The 17789-nt window shown below is 50.8% G+C and carries 20 protein-coding genes; 4 read left to right on the top strand and 16 right to left on the bottom strand.

Annotation, left to right across the window (positions count from 1 at the left end; translation table 11 throughout):
• Positions 1-221: 221 nt before the first annotated feature.
• From AB1L42_RS01460 to AB1L42_RS01445, 4 genes are all read left to right on the top strand, one after another.
• Entirely contained in the window at positions 222-773 is a 552-nt protein-coding gene (locus AB1L42_RS01460) for a hypothetical protein (RefSeq protein ID WP_367050404.1), read from the top strand.
• Positions 774-890: 117 nt separating this feature from the next.
• A complete protein-coding gene (locus AB1L42_RS01455) occupies positions 891-1994 on the top strand; it encodes a hypothetical protein (protein WP_367050403.1) in 1104 nt (367 codons plus the stop codon).
• Between the two features lie 135 nt (positions 1995-2129).
• Positions 2130-2669 (top strand): type III secretion system chaperone, encoded by a 540-nt coding sequence (locus AB1L42_RS01450; protein ID WP_367050401.1) that lies wholly within the window; start codon positions 2130-2132, stop codon positions 2667-2669.
• Positions 2670-2811: 142 nt separating this feature from the next.
• Positions 2812-3291 (top strand): CesT family type III secretion system chaperone, encoded by a 480-nt coding sequence (locus AB1L42_RS01445; RefSeq protein ID WP_367050399.1) that lies wholly within the window; start codon positions 2812-2814, stop codon positions 3289-3291.
• Positions 3292-3498: 207 nt separating this feature from the next.
• Here AB1L42_RS01445 and AB1L42_RS01440 read toward each other — a convergent pair whose 3' ends face one another.
• The 16 genes from AB1L42_RS01440 to sctJ all read right to left on the bottom strand — a co-directional run bounded on the left by AB1L42_RS01440 (position 3499) and on the right by sctJ (position 17762).
• Positions 3499-4842, bottom strand: a complete 1344-nt coding sequence (locus AB1L42_RS01440) for a serine/threonine-protein kinase (RefSeq protein ID WP_367050397.1) — start codon at positions 4840-4842, stop codon at positions 3499-3501.
• 299 nt (positions 4843-5141) lie between these two features.
• Positions 5142-5459: a hypothetical protein gene (locus AB1L42_RS01435; protein ID WP_367050395.1), complete on the bottom strand. Its 318-nt coding sequence runs from the start codon at positions 5457-5459 to the stop codon at positions 5142-5144.
• A 92-nt stretch (positions 5460-5551) separates the two neighbouring features.
• On the bottom strand, positions 5552-6181 hold the full coding sequence (locus AB1L42_RS01430; protein WP_367050392.1) for an ECF-type sigma factor: 630 nt from the start codon (positions 6179-6181) through the stop codon (positions 5552-5554).
• 340 nt (positions 6182-6521) lie between these two features.
• Entirely contained in the window at positions 6522-8609 is a 2088-nt protein-coding gene (gene sctV, locus AB1L42_RS01425; RefSeq protein ID WP_367050390.1) for a type III secretion system export apparatus subunit SctV, read from the bottom strand.
• Positions 8610-8679: 70 nt separating this feature from the next.
• Complete coding sequence (locus tag AB1L42_RS01420; protein ID WP_367050388.1) at positions 8680-9093, bottom strand: hypothetical protein; 414 nt, start codon at positions 9091-9093, stop codon at positions 8680-8682.
• Between the two features lie 10 nt (positions 9094-9103).
• Positions 9104-9505 (bottom strand): hypothetical protein, encoded by a 402-nt coding sequence (locus AB1L42_RS01415; RefSeq protein ID WP_367050386.1) that lies wholly within the window; start codon positions 9503-9505, stop codon positions 9104-9106.
• A gap of 175 nt (positions 9506-9680) precedes the next feature.
• Positions 9681-10070: a CesT family type III secretion system chaperone gene (locus AB1L42_RS01410; protein ID WP_367050384.1), complete on the bottom strand. Its 390-nt coding sequence runs from the start codon at positions 10068-10070 to the stop codon at positions 9681-9683.
• Between the two features lie 26 nt (positions 10071-10096).
• A complete protein-coding gene (locus tag AB1L42_RS01405) occupies positions 10097-10384 on the bottom strand; it encodes a TyeA family type III secretion system gatekeeper subunit (RefSeq protein ID WP_367050382.1) in 288 nt (95 codons plus the stop codon).
• The gene (sctW, locus tag AB1L42_RS01400) at positions 10324-11247 is read right to left on the bottom strand and encodes a type III secretion system gatekeeper subunit SctW (protein ID WP_367050380.1); all 924 of its coding nucleotides are present in this window, start codon (positions 11245-11247) and stop codon (positions 10324-10326) included. The genes AB1L42_RS01405 and sctW overlap by 61 nt, the downstream gene beginning before the upstream one ends.
• 96 nt (positions 11248-11343) lie before the next feature.
• On the bottom strand, positions 11344-12372 hold the full coding sequence (locus AB1L42_RS01395) for a FliM/FliN family flagellar motor switch protein (protein ID WP_367050378.1): 1029 nt from the start codon (positions 12370-12372) through the stop codon (positions 11344-11346).
• Positions 12369-13661 carry a type III secretion HpaP family protein gene (locus tag AB1L42_RS01390; protein WP_367050376.1) on the bottom strand — a complete coding sequence of 431 codons (1293 nt, stop codon included), beginning with the start codon at positions 13659-13661 and terminating at the stop codon, positions 12369-12371. Before AB1L42_RS01390 ends, AB1L42_RS01395 begins: the two co-directional genes overlap by 4 nt.
• 3 nt (positions 13662-13664) lie before the next feature.
• A complete protein-coding gene (locus AB1L42_RS01385) occupies positions 13665-14165 on the bottom strand; it encodes a YscO family type III secretion system apparatus protein (RefSeq protein ID WP_367050374.1) in 501 nt (166 codons plus the stop codon).
• A gap of 12 nt (positions 14166-14177) precedes the next feature.
• On the bottom strand, positions 14178-15500 hold the full coding sequence (sctN, locus tag AB1L42_RS01380; protein WP_367051688.1) for a type III secretion system ATPase SctN: 1323 nt from the start codon (positions 15498-15500) through the stop codon (positions 14178-14180).
• Positions 15501-15508: 8 nt separating this feature from the next.
• Positions 15509-16207: an HrpE/YscL family type III secretion apparatus protein gene (locus AB1L42_RS01375; protein WP_367050371.1), complete on the bottom strand. Its 699-nt coding sequence runs from the start codon at positions 16205-16207 to the stop codon at positions 15509-15511.
• Positions 16195-16884, bottom strand: a complete 690-nt coding sequence (locus tag AB1L42_RS01370; protein ID WP_367050369.1) for a SctK family type III secretion system sorting platform protein — start codon at positions 16882-16884, stop codon at positions 16195-16197. Before AB1L42_RS01370 ends, AB1L42_RS01375 begins: the two co-directional genes overlap by 13 nt.
• 8 nt (positions 16885-16892) lie before the next feature.
• Positions 16893-17762: a type III secretion system inner membrane ring lipoprotein SctJ gene (gene sctJ, locus AB1L42_RS01365; protein WP_367050367.1), complete on the bottom strand. Its 870-nt coding sequence runs from the start codon at positions 17760-17762 to the stop codon at positions 16893-16895.
• Positions 17763-17789 lie beyond the last annotated feature (27 nt).

The raw sequence follows: 17789 nt of genomic DNA, 5'->3' as shown, positions 1-17789 counted from the left end.
TGCTGGCCTTGCAGTGAATCGATGAATTCGCGGCTTGTGCCGAGATGTTTGCTTTTCGCAACGGTCATTCTGATGGTTGCATCAACACTGTGGGCATACCGGAAATCTCGATGAATTACGGCAATGGTCTGCAAGCGCGACCGGAACAAAACGTTCTGTAAAGCGGTGCTGCCTGAGAGCAGCGTGTGATCTTGAACTGTTGAATCGACAAGGCCGTTGCGATGTCAGGTGTTTCACTCAACACGAATCAGACAATTCAGGAAGGCAACGAGCAGTCAACTGTCTCATCGCAACCTGAAACAAAAGAGACAAGCTCGGGGTCATTGGGTGGTGACAATCTGCGCGTCGCGTCCGCAGAAACGAGAACTTCCTCATCGGAATCCACAGAGTCCGATGGGGTTGAAGACCCGGACGAATCCGAAGTGATCGACATCGCAGCTGAAATTGCTTCGGAGACGACGAAGGCGCTTTATACATCGCTCACCAATATTGTGGCTCAATCGATGGCACAAACGCGATCATCGGAGTCAGTCCAGTCGGAGTGGAGCAAAGCACAAAGCCATTCAGCGCCAGAAGATCCTGAATTTAAGACTGACATGACCACCGGTCGGCAAACGACAAGGATGGGGCAAAGTGGAGAGGGCTGGCGGAATGACGAGCTGATTAACAACTTGGATTTGCTGAATTCCAAGGTTCAACTGCAACCGCTCCCAGAAAATCAGAACCGAACCTCAGTTTCAGGAATGACTGGGGTCAACACATACGAAGCGTAAACGGTCTTCAATCATTCGAAATGATCAAGTTGACTTAGCGGAACATTCGGTTTTTAGAGTGCTGTCAGCAACATTGGTTCATCGGATCTTACATCAAAATCTAAGAGGCTACCCCGGATGTCTGGACAACCTATTGGCGGAAATGATTCTGCTTCGATGAGGTTTCGTACTGATAGTGAAATCTCTTTCGACGATGCGTCCCTCGGAAGTTATGACGAGTTTAATGTCGCGATGACTGAGACTCACATAGAATTCGATAATGGGTTGGATGAAGGATTGGATTTCAACAATTTCTCAATGAACGATCAGCTCCGCTCCGATTCATTCGCCTCAGAGAGTTCGTCGCAGGTCAAAGCGGGGCCAACCCATGAGCTGGTTTGGAATCCCCATCTTCAAGGGTATCAATTGCAGAGGAAGACCGGCGAGCATTCATCGATTGCCGATGCTTTGAAGGCATTTGGCAATTTGATCGGCGATAAGATTGGTTCTCTCGGTCGATGGATCGACAACAAATGCGGCAATTTCTTCACCATGACGATTCCGTCAAAGCTCGCAGAACTGAAGAACTCCTGGGACAGGAAGTTTGGAGGGGCAGACACCGTTCGGAGTGATTCCAAATTGACTGCGAGTGATTTGCAATCGGTGCTGGACCTTCGAGACGAGGCGGTCCAGCAAACTGCCGATTTCCGTGCGAAACATGCAGTTAGAGAGACCGCCGGCAAGGTGACCAGCCATTTGAGATCGAATTCGAAAAAAGACTTTCCGAATGAAGTCGTTGACTCGATCAACAAGACAACGACTCGCGTCCGCAAACTTCTCGAGACGTCTTCACAGAGCGACGAGATTTCACCGGAATCTTTTCAGTCAGAAGTTTCACAGCGGTTCAACTCGAACAGATCGATTCTTGAACACGTCGACCGCACTGATGGGTTGGTGGAGTTTGACATCAGCAATGAGTTTGCAAGTCGGAAAGGGCCGCTCTTCGATCTTCTCGTCAATTCCTATGAAACTGCAGCCAGCGCGCGACCTGGATCAGACAAAGCCCTCCAATGGGAGACGACAGCTTCTCTCGTGGCCGCAATGTCACGAAATCCGGAGGACTGCCGAAAGACGATCGATGATTTGATGCACGAAGAACAACAGTTCGCTGATGATTTGATCAGCGACCTCAGCGATCCACCTGAACCACAAAGCTTCAACCCATCGACTCATATCGATTAGAAGGCTGGTGGATCTGAAGGTTGTTCATGGGAACGCTTGAGGACCAATGCAAACTCAAAGCGATCATCAGCGTGACGCTGCCTTAAGCTCGCCATACTACAAATTCCAAAGTGAGAGTTGTAGCAAAGGATTAAGATGACTGTTCAAATAGACGCCGACCAAATTGAAAAAGACATCATGGTCCTCAAGGATGTCACATTGTCGAGACAAAGCATCGATGATTTGATGCAGTCGCTCGGCGAGATGATCGGCGTTGAAGAGGAAGGCGGTCTTGCTCTCGACGATGATGGCATCGTAGAAGTGATCGTTGATAACGATGTCGAACTGACGATAGCACACTTACCGCATCTTCCTGGTGTTGTCGTTGCCGCTCCAATGCCAGAAGAAGCAGCATCAAATGCGCAGGTTCTTCGCTATGCACTTCGAATGAACCTGAATTGGATGAACATCGAGGGAGGATGTTTCTCATTCGTTGAGCCTTATCTCGCGATGTGTAAGTTCATTCCACTACATCAGGGAACGGCCGCCAAGCTCGACCAGGAACTTGCGAGGTTCATCGGAAAGTCCAAACAGTGGAAAGCACTGTTTAAAAACATGGTCTCGCAATTGCCGCATTCGGAAGACAGCCCCAGTGAATTCAGCGAGTCGGAAGAGTGCGTTGGATTACGAGTTTAGATTCAGACGACTGCCGACCAAAGAAGTGTTTCGCTCTGACAAAGCTCGACAATATTAACGACTTTGCAATGACCAATCCCGTGACATCGACTCATTCTAAAATTGAGAAGTCATAGTTCCTTCAGCGACAGCGAGCCTGATTATGTCAAGTAGATACGATTACGTTGCGAGAATCCTGAACGAGCTTGGTGACGAAATGGGCATGTCATCATTGCGGTTCGATACGACTGACAGGATCAGCCTGTACTTCGACGACATTCATCTCACGCTGGCCTACGGGGCAGAACCGGTTGAACTACTCTGGATTTACGTAGACCTTGGAAACGACATTGGTGACGATCCCAATCTGCTGCAGAGAGTTCTGCAGTTAGGCTTCGAAACCTGGACTCGAAGCGTGATGACGATTGGATTGGACGACAAGAAGGATCAACTTATTGGTTACACATCGATTCCTGTCACAATCCTTGATCTGAATGTTCTTCAGGAAACGCTCTCCCTGGTCCTACAATCAGCCAGAGTTGTCCGAGTGATTACTTCGTCGAAACAACTCGAAGTGAGTTGCGATTCCACACAGGACGACTCATCTGAGCGAAGAGCGAATGAGAACTGGAGTGTTGTGTGATTTCCACATCACATCTGATGCCCTGCTCTCTTTCACTTGCTGCGGTGCTACATAAGCCATCAAAGAGTTCATGGCTGACAGTTGTTTGAGCTCAGGAGCAAGCTGCTTTCACTGGAACTCCTAGAGTCGCTGTTTCGATCAACAAACAGCCGAGTGCCCTTAAAGTGATCGCGCCAATCAATTCGAAGAACTTCCTGGCGAGCAATTTCAGCGGCCAACGATTGATGCCAGTCGGCGGGCGATTCTGGCCCGAATCTCAGTGACGACTCCTTCTGATCGGGCGGAAGGGTTTTCAGCCCGGCGGGATTTCTTGATCAGCGCCTCAATGTCTTCGATGAGGTGTGCCATCGTAGGATAGCGGTCTTGAGGCTGCTTCTTCAGGCACGTCATGCAAATAGCTTCAATCTCGGGAGGGACATCTGGCCGCAATTCTCGAATCGGGACTGGAGTCGCCTCGCAGACGAGTCGCAGTGTTTTCAGATGGTTCTCACCGCGGAATGGTGGTCGACCAGTGAGCATTTCGTAGAACACTGCACCTAAAGAATACACATCCGATGCGGGAGTGACTTCGAAAGATCGACCGTCTGCCTGCTCTGGTGACATGTAGCTAGGAGTTCCAAACGTAGCCCCCTCCTGGCTGATCGTCTCTGCCGAATTCAGTTGCTTCGCCAATCCAAAGTCGGTGACGATCACTCGACATGGCATCGACTCCCCCGCTGAAGATCCTTCGATGAAATCACGGTGAAGGATGTCGGACAAGCGTTGATCAACTTTGGCAGACACCAAGACATTCCCTGGTTTTAAGTCTCGATGAATAATTCCCGCCTGATGAGCGTGGTCGACTGCTCTGGCGATGTTGAGAATGACGTCGATACACCAGGTCAGTGAATGTTGCTTTCCGTTCAGGAATTCATTGAGACTCGAGCCATCAACATACTCAAGAATTAGGAAGCACTGGTCATGATGTTCGACGATGCCAAAAACCTGAACGATGCCTTCATGACGCAGCCGAGAAATGACGGAAGCTTCCCGGCGAAACTGAGACATGTGATCCCGTTTCGAGTGAAAGCGTGGGAACAACTGTTTTACAGCGACTCGACGACCTAAGTGGAGATCGACCGCTTCCCACACGACACCCATGCCGCCGCGGCCGAGTTCTTTCACGAACCGATAGCCCGGGAGTTCGGCAGGAGATTCCAGGACATCTTCTGTAGACTCGTTCTGTGGTGGCCGGTTCTCTCCAAAGAGCTTCAGAATCTCTTCTGAGTAATCTGGGAAGCGAGACAGATAGTTCGATTGTTCGACCTGTTGCCCAGTCGCGTTTGCAATTTCGAGCTCGATCAGAATGAGTTCGATGACCAATGTTCCGAGATCATCGACATCTTCCTGGCACGAAATCAGATCCTCGATCCGTGGTGAGCGACCCGCACGAATTGCAACTTCGAATTGTTCACAAATCTGGTCAACGAGTAACGCTTTTCCGCGTTGTTGCTGGCTGACGTGAATTGAGACCATCGACGTTTCCGAGAAGTGTTGAATCAGCGATGTCACGAATGCGAGACAAGATTACGACATAACCGAATCGCGGGAGTGCCTGAATTCCAGATTTTGGACCGTAGTCGAAAATCCCTAAAATCGTTAGAAATGGAATTGTTTAACACAGTTTTATCTTCGAACCAATCTGTGAGAAACATGACTCGAAAATGATCGGTTGCGACAGTTTTCTGCCGAATTCAGAGTGCTTGTTGCCGAGAATTGACGCCGAGTGATACAGACTTGCGGTCTTCAGCGATCGGCCTTGCCTGCAGCTTCAGCTTTCTTGCCGAATGCGAGGCGGGTTTGCAGAAACTTCAATCCGTCGAGCTTTGGCGTTCTTGCTCAAGGAAGCTCTGGTTCTTCAGGAGTTCTGGATAAGTCAGCACGTCATCCTGATTCTGGTCCAGAGATCTCAACGACTCAGACGCTGATCCCATCTCTTGATCTGACAGTTCACCATCTCCATTGTGGTCGAGCACAGTCCAGACTGGATTTTCCGAGTGTGAGAATTCGCTAACCCCATCGTTCTCAGGACCGATGACTTCGGATTGGACGCGTTCTCTGCCGCCTGGCGGATTGCATCCGCCTGCGAAGAAGAGGAAGCCAAGAGTAATCAGCAGCTTGTGTTTCATTGCGAACACGGATCAGTAAGGCTCAGTTTTGAAATTCGAATGGTTGTTGGATTGTGTGAAAGCTTGCTTTGACTTGGCCCACTCCTGCAGTTTCACGAATCCTGGTCACGTTCAATCTGTTGATCATACTCAACCCAAATTTCGCGGATCATTTCAACGCGACGCTGGATCGTGCGTTGTGTTCGATCCAGTTTTTCGGCGATTTCAGCTGTCGAGTATCCGGCCATCACAAGCTTGGCAACTTCCCGGAGGTTATCGTCCTGCAGTTCTGCGAGGAGCGATTGAAATTCCTCGGACAAAGCTGTCAGGTCGTCACTTGTTGGCATCTGATCCGGAATCTCTGCCAAGCCGTTGGATTGCTTTTCATCTCCATTTGAAACGAACACAGATTCTCCACGAACACGTCCAGATCCGCGTTTGGTCGTCGTCTGTCTGCGTGTGGCATCGTGAACTCGGCACTCGGTGATGGTCACCAACAGTCGCCACAAGTGTTGACGGTCTTTGATCTGAGGAAACTTTGCGTCGCGAACATTTGCGAGGCAATCGTAAAGCGCCATGATCGCGATATCTTCTTCGTCGACAACGCGTCTCGTCGCTCCGTGGAGCCTCTTTCTCGCCAGCGTGACAAGTCGTTCAAAGTATCGATTGAACAGTTGCTGCGCACCGTCCTCGTCCTTCTGTTCGATTGCACGCAACCATAGAGTGACAGAGTTCGACGTCACAAAAACTCCTTTTCGTGCTGCGAAATGGATGACAGCTTTCCGTTGACTCCAGAACGCCACCGATGTGTCGGGTCTTCCGCATCTGAATATCAGAAAACCAGCCGGACCTCCAGCGTCGTCAAGCCTTGCTTGAGGGATGACTCAGCGAATGATCCCTGCGACATTTCTTCAATGGACTCTTCAACAGAATCCTTGAACGCAATTCGAGGACTGGTTGGGGGGAGATCAATCAAATGGGGCTGGCTGGTCTGCGGACCGATATGTTAAGAACAGGATCGCAAATGGTCAAACTGATTTGTTCACGGAAAAGTTCAGGCGTTGAAGTTCAGAACCAGCTGACTCAAACATCGATCTTCGCTAATGGCTGCAGCGAAATATCTTCGATGAGCTCCTGGTATGAGAGAACTGGCAATCGAGGCAACTCAAGTTCCAGGAGCCGTTTGACATAGCGTCGAACGTCCATCGATGTGAGTAGACAAGGAATCTCCATCGCCTGTCCGAGATCACCGATTTTGCTTTTGATCGTTTGGACAAACTGGGCTGTTGTGTCCGGGTCCAGAGCCAGGAAACTTCCTCCTGACGTTTGACGAATCGCCTTACGAATTGTCTCCTCAGCGTTTTGTTCCAGCAGGTAAACGGCGAGTACGTTTTGTCCCTTGCTGTACTTGTAGCTGATGTATCTCTTCAGGCTCGATCGGACATACTCAGCCAGCAGAACGGTGTCTTTCTCTTTTTGTCCCCACTCGATCAAAGCCTGCAGAATTGAGCGAAGATTCCGAATTGAGATGTCTTCCTGTACGAGCCGTTGGAGTACTTCAGAGATTTTTTGAAGTGGCATTACTCGATGAACTTCCTTGACGAGTTCTCCATAGCGAGCGTCCATACTATCGAGAAGGAATTTTGTTTCCTGAAGGCCCAAAAACTCCCCGGCGTATCGTTTGAGGACGAACGAAAGATGGTGCGTGAGAATCTGTGGAGCGTCGAGAACAGGAATGCCCGCTTCTTTCAATTCCTGTTGCTCGTTATCTGGAATCCAGAGTGCCGGGACGTCGGGTAGGAATTGCTTCTCCTCGACAATGTCGACTCCGAGTAGTTGGAGATTCTCGATTCGCTCACGGGCAAGAACATGCCCGGATTTCAGTTTTCCCTCAGCGACGGGGATTTCCTGAAGCAAAATTCGGTAGGTTTCTGCCGGGACACCTTTGTTGTAACGCAAATGAATGCCTGGGAATGGGACGCCCAGATCGTGATACAACGCTTTTCGAATCCGAATCAGTTCGTCATTGAGATGTCTGGGATTGAGCCTTGTTTCGACTTCAGCAGCAACGTCCATGATGAGCGGGACGGACATCGAGAATTCTTCGTCTTCTTCAAGGGCTGATTTCGGTGGCTTTTGACCGGCAGGTGCGATCGCAGGAACCGGATGGCTGTCGTCTTCAGAATCTGCATCCCGTCTCGCCTGATTGATTGCAAAACCAACGAAGGACACCGCCGCTCCAAGGGCAATGAATTGTGGCTTGGGGAAACCCGGGACGAGGGCAAACAAGAGCAACAGGCCTCCCCCGATCATGAGTGCCTTCGGTTGCGCGAGCAGCTGAGCTCCAATGTCTCCCCCCAGTGCAGGGGAATCTTCGCTGGTCACTCGGGTGACGATAATCCCGGCCGTAATGGAAATGAGAAGCGCCGGGATCTGCGAAACGAGTCCGTCACCAATCGTCAGAATCGAGTAAGTCTCCAGCGCCTTGTAGATCGGCATTCCGTTGAGTGTGACACCAACGATCAGACCTCCAATGATATTGACGCACGTAATGATAATGCCCGCAATGGCGTCACCTTTGACGAACTTCATCGCTCCGTCCATAGCCCCGTACAATTGACTCTCTTTGGCAAGTTCAGCCCGGCGTTGTCGGGCTTCATCGATGTCGATCACGCCGGCACGCATGTCGGCATCGATGCTCATCTGCTTACCGGGCATCGCATCGAGAGTGAATCTGGCTGCAACTTCTGCAACCCGTTCAGAGCCTTTGGCGATCACCAAAAACTGGACGATTGTGATGATCAGAAAGATCACTGCACCGACGACCAGATTGCCTGCGACGACGAAGTCGCCAAAGGTTTCAATCACCTGGCCGGCATCGGCATAAAGCAGAATGAGGCGTGTGGTCGTGATATTAAGCGATAGCCGAAGCAGTGTTGTAAAGAGCAGCAAACTCGGAAAAGTTGAGAACGATAACACTGACTGGATATACATCGACATCATCAACAGCGTCACTGCGAGACCGAGGTTCGATGCCAGCAAGGTATCGACAATGACTGTCGGCAATGGCAGAATCATCAAGCTGATCACGGCGACGATCACGCCAGCGAGAATTAGGTCGCTAAACCGTGTCGCTCGAAGAACAATGTTTTGCAAAGACTTAAGTGCCATGACGATTACTCAATAATAATTACTTTAAATTGAATGAAACTCTTCGCTATGAGCGGTTGAAATGGTCCCATTACCTAAATGCTGGAGAGGTCGCAGCGACGGAGACATCAATGGACCTGAGACCTTCAAAATGCGAATTGTCGGTGGGAAACAGCTTCGCGCGGCCGGATCGCTGTTGGACTTGTTTCCAGAGTTTTCTGGCTTCCTCGTGCTTTCCCATTCCTTGCAATGCTCGACAATGCAGGAGCCAAATCATTCCAGTCGTTTCCTCTTGTTTGCCCCCCAGTAGATAGTTCGTGAGTTCAAGGGACTCAGAAAACTTTCCGATCTGGAGATATCCATAGGCAAGCAGTTGGATGACATCGCGATCGTGCGGAGTTGAAATGTAAACCGCTTCCAGCAAGGAAACTGCATCTTCGGCGTCGGAATGACGGAGGTAGATGTATGCAACCAGCACCAGGAAATCTCGTTGACGTTCGTCCATGAGTTGCGACCTATCCTCGGTGCAGTGCATGTTGATAGCGCGTGAGTGTCTGCTTGAGCGACTGCAGATTTTCAAGCGTCTTGAGTGCTTTCCTGCGAGTTCGTCGTTCAGAGGGAGATTTTGACTCTCGCGTTGCTCGCTGAAACTCTTCAATCTCTTGACCGATCATCGAGTTGAAGACAAGCGGCTTCATGAGTTCGGTGTGTGTGATCTGCGGAGTCAACGCTGAGAGTAGTTGCTGCTCCTGAGATTCAGGCAGGTACAAAACCTCTTCGAGTTGCAACGCATAGGTCGTTCGCGACGGCGTCAACAGGTCAGCGATTGTCGGCGAATGGGCGGCATGTGATTCTTGATGAGTGCTGATTCTCACCACCCCGACGTCGAAATCCATTTTTGGTGTCACATCGGTCATTTATTCTTCCGGGTGAAATCAACGCGATAGCAGATGCACGCTCGGATTCGTCGAGACCGTGCCTATCTTCAGAACTGATCGACACTTTCGATCTTGCAGGAGGCCGTCTGCCCCGGGGCCGATGGCGATGATCCGATGCGAATTCAAGCGAATACGCCGGTCCTGCTGTTTAAGATCAGCGATAGGAGATGCTTGCAACCTCGTCGTGCATGGTTGCTAGCTGGTCGATGACAGATTCGAGACGGGACAATTGGAAGTCTTGGTGAGGAAGCGTTGTCGCGATCGCGAGGTGATGATCTTTCATCAGCGCAGCTTGACACCAGTCGAAGTCATGCAAGCGATGGTGACATATTTGTAGGGATTTCAGGAGTGTCGCGGGTTCAGCATGTGAGAAATACCGCATGAGATAGATCAAAACCTGTTTGTCCTGCTGTTCGAGTCCCAGTGTTCCCAGCTCGTCGAATGCAAGATGAAGCATGCCTCGCTCGTCAAATGTGAGATCATCGAATCCCAAAGATCGTCCGAAGTCGCTCATTGTCTGCGAGACCCAGAATGCTGCTGCCATGAGTATTTCTCCTCGTTTACTGTACCCTACGCTTCGAGCTCTTCTTCCTCTTCTTCAATGGCAAGATCGAGGGCTTCCTGAATTCCGTCAATGAGCCGCAATCGCTCTTCCGTCGACTCAAAGACCTTCAGCGGCAACTGACGGACGATTCCTGCCATTTCGCGGAGGAAGTAGATCTTTGGCTCGCAGTCATGAAGCCCCAGACGCTCCGCCAAAGACATCAGCTTTCCGGAGTCAATCCGCCGTTGATTTCTCAGCGGGAGAACTTCCTTGATGATCGCTTCTGCCGTTTCTTTGTTTTCCGAGGCTTGCATAGTGTGATTCCAAATGTCTCTTCAATGCGGTCCGTGATCTCCAGGACGTCTTCGTAAAACCGGCGAACAACTTGCAGGAAGTAGATGTCATCCCGAATTGCTGAGAGCATTCGCGGATCGCAAGATGGACCGAGCGACTGCATTTCACAGCCCAGGGCTTGAAACAAGAAGTCTGTGGCAGTGGAAAAAGACTCTCCGCCGAATTGATTCAAAATCGAGGAATACGCATCGTCCAGGCTGCTCCAACTGAGAACGGTCTCTCGATAGAAATCTCTCAACTCGAGGTCAGGAGCAAGAGCGGCTTCAAACTCAGTGGCCGTCGCGGCGACATTCTCCCCTGCCTTGACGAGCGGTCCGTAGTCTGACGTATCCCGCCATTTCTGTTTGAGTTCCTGAACTGTTTTGAGGGCAACAGGGTGATCGCCATTACTGAAGAGCTCTTCGAGAGCTTCGAGAGTTGTGACCTGACTCGTTGTATCGTCGCCGAATTTTTCCTGAAGTAACCGTTCGAGGTCTTGCGGATTCGGCTGGGAGAGTCGACGCAGGAAATCGGCGTATTGGCTGAACTCGTCAGGCGAAAGTGTTTCGGGAAGAGCTGTGACGTACTTTGCCAGCAGAGCGTGCAGGCGAGAAGCAAATGACTTCGATTGAGTTGTCCGTTCAGCGAGTTTTTTTGATTCTGATTCGTGGAGCGTGAACGTAAGTTCTTCCAGCGAGTCTTGAACGTTGGTCGCACTGGCCCCCGGAAGGATTGTGACCGCTTGTCCGCGATGCGAACCTTGCATCGCGGCCGACAATTGCCAGGTGGCGTTCTGGAGTCCTCCCAGAACTGCCATCTTGTTGCCTTCAATTCCGGGCTGCATGGGAGAAACTCGATAGAATCAAACTCGAACGGACTGACCGAATACAGAACGCGGTGCCAAGGTCATTCTTGCAGCGAGCGAGAATTGTGGACCTGTTCAAGTCGCTGCAGGAGCGAGCAATTGTTGCAATCGGTTGGAAGAGAATTCGACAATTCTGACGCCGAGTTGTTCATCAATCTGAATGAGCTCGCCGGTGCCGACAGTTTGATTAGAGCTCTTTAACTCCACGGTTTTTGCATTCGTCCCGCAACTCCGAATTGGAGTTCCCTCCTCCAACGTTGACAGCTCAGAGAGTGAAATGTTCACGCGTCCGCAGCTCGCTTGGAGATCAACTCGCAAATCACCTGCAACGGTTGGAGGGACTTCATCGCCCTGCTGGCAATGAGATTGTGTGAATGGAGACCATCTGTCAAAAACTAAGTCCGAGTCGTCGACCTGTAGTCGAAGTTGCCCTGTTTGTCCGAACTGTGCTGTGACACATCCATCTTCGAGGAGGTCAGATTCGTCGAATAGCACAACATCTCCTGGCTCTACAGAAGTCAGTTCATCGATTCGAAGTTTGGCGGAACCAAGGTCGATCAGTTCAACGATCTCCAGTGCGTTGATGTCGTTGGATGCTGAGTGATTGATTGTTGCTAAGGCCTTCTGGATTCGCGAGCACCATTCTTTACTACAATGAATTGAGCCGAATGTCCGAGCGGCAGAACTACTGAGTTCAAATGGAATAGTGTTTTCAGTCGCAGGCAGCGATGTCCCAATCTCGACTGTTGTGATTTCTAAATCGTCTCCAAACTTAGAGCTCAGAGACTCCAGCAACTCCCCCAGCGTGCTGTCGAGGAGCGTCGATGCAAACTCTTCTGGAAGGTCTTCCAGGTGGTTTTCGTCGAGCCATTCGACGCAGCCTTCAAACAGCTTGGTATCTGTCAGTGAAATCCAAATCGGATCGAGTTGACATCCTTCGATGGCAAATGAGAGGACCGGTGCTCGGCAATGATCTTCATTCGCAAAGGTGAGCAGGAACCGTTCGTCTTGAACTGCGAACCCAATTTCGCGTCGCGGACAGAGCAGTGAATTGCGAAATGCCATCACTTCGCGATCGATAGTTTCAAGTTGTAGCGGCTTCAAGAGTCAGCCTCCTGCATTTCGGTGTAAAGGTCGCGTTGCCCGCGTGAACGTCCGTCTTGTTGATCTGCTGAAACATCAACTGACACGGAAACCGGCTTATCAAGAGCACCGGATAGTTGCGATTCCAGCAGCCGCTGGTTGCTTTCCAGGAGATGGGCCGACTCGTCCGATCCAGTCAGAAAGTTCACAACGATCATCGCCTGCTGACGAGAGACGACGACTTCCGTATCTGGGAGCACACTATCTTTAAGTGCAATGTGGATGTCACCGAACTCTGAACTGCTGGTTTCAACGATGGCAATTCGGTCGACCACTTGTTCGATGTAGGTGATCAATTTTTCGCTTGTCGATGGAGCGAGTGTTTTGTCAGATTGTCTCACACTGTCCTGAAGTCCCCGCAGGACTTCGTCTCCAAGAGACACAGGAGCAAACGCTTCAGAATCGCTGTGATGCTCTGATTGTCCGTTGGTCAGATCGTTGTCCGTCTTGCTACGAGTGACAGTCTTGTGCTCGATACTCTGATTGTCTGCCCCTGGAGTTTCTGGTGTTGACGGCCCATCCACGAGTGGGCCTTCGACCAATTTCTTAGGCACCGCAGCTTGGACATTTTGCCCCGATTCAGGATTTGCATCTAAAACAGGATGGGGCGCTACGACGGTTGACTTGTCAGTAGTAGGAAACGTCCGAAAAACAGTTGGGGGTTCGAAATTCTGCCCCGATGTCGTTGTTGGAACGTTTGGAGCGGATGCTGAATCCGCGTTTCCTAAAGGTGACTTCCCTCGATCTTCAGCGATCGATTTAGCAACATCCCCTGTATATTGAACTGGACGATGTGACTCACCTACCGCCTGCTTCACTCCGGGTGTTGCGTTTGCATCATGAGGCTCGGCTGTGCGGTTGTCTTTGACGTAATGACTTTCGAAACGTTTGGTTTCCGGTGATAAGGTTCGGGTGACAGATTGCTCTTGTTTTTGAGTGAACTTCGTCGATGGTTGCTCGCGACTTTTCGGATCGATATCCGAGTTGTTGGTTGTCTCGAAACGTTGGCGGGATACCGGAGGATCGACTTCATCGGAATCGAATGTGTGAAGCGGCTCTTTCTCGGTGTTGCCAGCATTCTCGTTTGCATCACAGCAGAACGCACTTTGATTGTGATCGTTCTGATCACTCAGCATTTGTTCAAACAGCGAAACATCTGCCGCGAGTGGTTGAGTCGCACCAGGAGTTCCAGCTGCTTGTTCGCTGGCCAAGGATGTAGCAGAAATTGTTGCCGAAAGAGCTTTTGTCATGAGTCATAATCCAGCGAAGGCTGCAAGTCGTCTCCGGTTCTTGAAGTCTTCCAGTTCCTTTTCAGCGTTCAGCTCCGCAACCCGCTTGGCTTCAGTGATCCATAGTTGCTTGTGCTCGTCGAGTTTCTCTCGCTTGTGAACCGCTTGTTGATAGGCCTGCTGATCTTCAACAAGCTGTCTCTTCTCCTCCTCGAGCTGCTCCTTAGCCTGAATGACTCTGCCTTCGTACTCGTGTTCTTTGTCACGAATTTGCTGTATTTTGAAGCGGACTGACTCCAGATCTTTTTGTTCGATCGTGCGATCGATGATCTCTTCGTAGAGCTCCGCTTCTCGATCGATTCTCCAGGCGTGATAGCTTTCGAGTTCGCGTTGTCTCTGTTGAACGAGCTCTTCGGCCTCCTCGACTCGGATTTTCTGAGCGGCGAGTGCTCGGGCAGCGTTCTCCTCACGCGACTGACGAATCTTCAAAAGGTCCTTAAGAATATATTTCTTTTCAAGGTTCATCAGTTTGCGGATTTACTTTGCGATCTGAGCAAGTTGGTGGACCATGTCGTCAAACATCGATTGTTCAGACGTCTTCTGTTGTAGGAACGCATTGATCTGGTCAATCTTGCGGACAGCTTCGTCTGTGTCGGGATCATTTCCAGGTTGGTATTCACCAAGTTTGATCAGCATCTCGACATCTTGATACTTCGACAGCAGGTTTCGCACTCGAGATGCAGCCTCCTGATGTTCGGGGGTGACAATTGTGTTAAAGACCCGGCTGACACTTTCCAACACGTCAACAGCTGGATAATGATTAGCTGCTGCGAGCTTGCGCGAAAGGATGATGTGTCCATCAAGAATCGATCGCGTCTCGTCCGCGACCGGTTCAGTCATGTCATCTCCCTCGACAAGAACAGTATAAAGGGCTGTGATAGAACCCTTGTCTGACTGCCCTGCTCTCTCCATCAATTGTGGCAAAGCTGAAAAGACTGAGGGCGGGAATCCGCGACGTGTCGGCGGTTCGCCTGCTGCCAGTCCGACGTCTCTTTGAGCACGGGCAAAACGAGTCACAGAGTCCATCATCAACAGGACTTTCTTGCCCTGATCGCGAAAGTATTCGGCAATGGCCGTTGCAACGTGGGCTGCTTTAAGTCGCTCCATCGGTGGCCGATCAGATGTCGAAACGACAAGGACTGAGCGTTTCAGGCCTTCTTCACCGAGATCGTGATCGATGAACTCACGGACCTCACGTCCACGCTCTCCGATCAATGCAAGTACAGTGACGTCGGCATCGCAATTTCTCATCAGCGATGCCAGTAATGTGCTCTTCCCAACTCCGGCTGCAGCAAAAATTCCCATCCGCTGACCTTCGCCGCAGGTCAGGAGAGAATCCAAAGCACGAACGCCGAGCTGAATTGGTCGGTCGATGATGTTTCGCTTCATCGGATTCGGCGGTTCGCCATAAACTGGATAGTGTTCCTGGTATTCCAGTTCGCTCTTCCCGTCGATGGGATTCCCGAGTCCATCGAGGACACGACCCAGTAGTTGCGATCCCACTCCAATTTGATGTGTTTTGCCGGTCGGGACGACTTCGGTCCGTGCCGACAAACCAAGCAACTCACCTAGTGGTGTGAGAAAAGCAGTCTCTTTCTGGATGCCAACAACTTCTGCTTCTAGCTCAATGTTTCTGGTCGGGTCATGCAAGAGCACGAGTTCTCCGACCTGAACGTCTGGAATTGCAGCTTGGATAATTGTTCCGATGATCTGTGTGACACGACCCGTGACAGGACGAGGAGGAACGGTTTCCAAGGCTGATTCGAAGATGTCGGTGATATGTTCGAAGGGTGTAGCAATCGTCACGTCTACGACTCCTTTCTTTGCTCATCCAGAATCGCCGACGCCGGTTCCGAGAGTTCGGCATTCTTCAGGCCATTGGAGAACGTTTTCGAATGTCGGTCTTGGATTGATTGAGTGAGCGATCGAATAACTGCTTCACACTGAGCATCAACGCTCGCATCAATCGAACCGATCTCCGTCTCGACGACGCATTGGTGGGCAGACATATGGGAGTCTGGTTCGAGGTCGATGATTTCGACCGAGGGGTAAAGCGACTTGAGTTCGTCCACTCGTCGACGCAATCCATTAATATGCTGCGGATGGATCCGAAGAGTGATGCGCGACTGATTTCGCGCCCAGTTCAGTCCCTCGCGGACTGATTGATAAATCAACTGGTGGTCATCAATTTCGCCAAGAATGTTGTGAAGAGAACGTTGGACGACGGCGATCATCCGTTGTTCGACTTGGGCATAGTATGCAGTTGTTTGCTGTACAGCCTCAGTCATCAGAGTCGTTCGCTCGATCTTCGCAAGTTCGAGACCATCCTCGTAACCCTGGCGCTGTTGGTTTTCGTATTCCAGCTGAGCATCGAGCCGAATCTGTGCGGCATCTGCTTCTGCTTGAGCGACAATCTGATCAGCCGTCAAAGCTGCGATAACATCTTCGCGCTTGACCAGCTTGCGATTCGTCGGCAGGTGATGACTTTCATGGACTATTCGAAACATGTGGCCAGATCCGGTCGGATTTCTGAGATCGTGATTTTCTTAAGGTGTTGGAGTACCGACTGACGACCCGTCGAATTCAGGAGAGCATCGAACTCGTTCTCCAATGGCTTCATCAGTGTAATCTTGCGGGGGGCCTTCAATTGCAGCCGCGTTAAAAACGCTGCCGGTTCATCGACGTAGCACGATGCGAATAAATTCCAGCCCACGATTTCCATTCGTTCACTGCTAAGGTCACTGACATCACAGTCATATTGCGGGAAGTTGGACGTGAGCTGTGATTTCTGTACTGCGAACTGAAATAGGTCCTCTCCAAGTTGATCACAGACTCGCTTACGGTCGTCGCGACGAATCAGCCTGGTGATGCTCTTACCAACACAAACGGCACCTGCCAGAGTCACGAGGCGCTTCAGTTCCTCCCACGTGAGCAATGCGAACCGACGGAGTGGTGGTTCAAAATCGAAGAACGCCGAATCAGCGAGTTGAAGAGTGCTTTGCAATTCGCGTGACATTCTTCGACGACCGCGGGCTGTTGATTCAATCGCTGTCAAGTTGAGCGTCGAATCCCACGTTCGTCGTTCCGGGTGGATCGTTGAAGCGAGTGGGTGATTGAATCTCATCACCATTGTGGCAAGCTGCGGATGTGTCTCCATCCAATGGCACATTTGTGATTGCGTCATAACACTACTCACGCTGTCACAGTTCCGTTCTGGCGAATGCGGCTATCAACGCGCGAAGTTGAACCGCCGGAACCGTTTTGCGTCGCGGACTTGTGCCGGGACTGATAGTCTCTCCATCCCAGCCACAATGTGAGCACAAGGCATAAGACTGCGATGCCAGCGATACTGCCGCCGATGATCCAGAATTTCTTCAGCGAAGTCGTCGCAATCGTTATCCCAAAAACTTGTGAGTAGGAGGCACCTTCTTCAGGAGGCGGAGCGATGGGTTCTACTTCGTCAAGGAAGACCTCAATCTCATCGCTTGCGAGTCCTTCGATACTCTTGGCAACGAGGTCCTTAATCTCCATTTTCTCTGCCGTGAGATCGACATCGGAACGGTGTTTTATGTAAACAGAAGCTGATGACGGCTTTGTACTGTCCGAGAATGGATCGTTGTCAGGCAGAACGACGTGGACTCTTGAATCGACGACGCCGTCAATTCGAGAAATGGTTTCAGCGATCTCTTCCGAGAGTGCGTAAACAAAACGGATTCGATCTTCAGTCGGCGATGAAACTAGGCCGGACTTTTTGAAGACGTCACCCATCCGCACATGACGATCAGTGGGATATCCCGAAGCAGTGAGGATTTTAACAGCCCGAGAGAAGTTTTCAGATCCGACTTTCAGCTTCCAGGTCTGGTCTTCGTCGCCTTCCCCCTTGGTGCATGAGATCCCACCATCGAGAAGGATCGCCATCATTTCGTTGGCTTCTCGCTCATGAAGATTTGAGTAGAGATCGACATCTGAGCAACCGGAAAGAAGCAGGAGGACGAACGCAGTCAATGCGAACGTCGGCCGTCCAATCCTCAACGTCGTCGATATGCGGTTTAGAATGTCCATAGTTTGGTCGTCGGTGTTCGTCGTGTA

Origin of the sequence: Thalassoglobus sp. JC818 (genome assembly GCF_040717535.1) — a bacterium.
Taxonomy (GTDB): Bacteria; Planctomycetota; Planctomycetia; order Planctomycetales; family Planctomycetaceae; genus Thalassoglobus.
This window is presented reverse-complemented; position numbering and strand designations above follow the sequence as displayed.

Coding starts and splice junctions, on each gene's coding strand:
- AB1L42_RS01375 (WP_367050371.1), bottom strand. CDS start 16,207: ATGTTTCGAATAGTCCATGAAAGTCATCACCTGCCGACGAATCGCAAG.
- AB1L42_RS01390 (WP_367050376.1), bottom strand. CDS start 13,661: ATGACAAAAGCTCTTTCGGCAACAATTTCTGCTACATCCTTGGCCAGC.
- AB1L42_RS01370 (WP_367050369.1), bottom strand. CDS start 16,884: ATGACGCAATCACAAATGTGCCATTGGATGGAGACACATCCGCAGCTT.
- AB1L42_RS01450 (WP_367050401.1), top strand. CDS start 2,130: ATGACTGTTCAAATAGACGCCGACCAAATTGAAAAAGACATCATGGTC.
- AB1L42_RS01405 (WP_367050382.1), bottom strand. CDS start 10,384: ATGCAAGCCTCGGAAAACAAAGAAACGGCAGAAGCGATCATCAAGGAA.
- AB1L42_RS01410 (WP_367050384.1), bottom strand. CDS start 10,070: ATGGCAGCAGCATTCTGGGTCTCGCAGACAATGAGCGACTTCGGACGA.
- AB1L42_RS01445 (WP_367050399.1), top strand. CDS start 2,812: ATGTCAAGTAGATACGATTACGTTGCGAGAATCCTGAACGAGCTTGGT.
- sctV (WP_367050390.1), bottom strand. CDS start 8,609: ATGGCACTTAAGTCTTTGCAAAACATTGTTCTTCGAGCGACACGGTTT.
- AB1L42_RS01385 (WP_367050374.1), bottom strand. CDS start 14,165: ATGAACCTTGAAAAGAAATATATTCTTAAGGACCTTTTGAAGATTCGT.
- AB1L42_RS01455 (WP_367050403.1), top strand. CDS start 891: ATGTCTGGACAACCTATTGGCGGAAATGATTCTGCTTCGATGAGGTTT.
- AB1L42_RS01435 (WP_367050395.1), bottom strand. CDS start 5,459: ATGAAACACAAGCTGCTGATTACTCTTGGCTTCCTCTTCTTCGCAGGC.
- AB1L42_RS01415 (WP_367050386.1), bottom strand. CDS start 9,505: ATGACCGATGTGACACCAAAAATGGATTTCGACGTCGGGGTGGTGAGA.
- AB1L42_RS01420 (WP_367050388.1), bottom strand. CDS start 9,093: ATGGACGAACGTCAACGAGATTTCCTGGTGCTGGTTGCATACATCTAC.
- sctW (WP_367050380.1), bottom strand. CDS start 11,247: ATGCAGCCCGGAATTGAAGGCAACAAGATGGCAGTTCTGGGAGGACTC.
- sctJ (WP_367050367.1), bottom strand. CDS start 17,762: ATGGACATTCTAAACCGCATATCGACGACGTTGAGGATTGGACGGCCG.
- AB1L42_RS01460 (WP_367050404.1), top strand. CDS start 222: ATGTCAGGTGTTTCACTCAACACGAATCAGACAATTCAGGAAGGCAAC.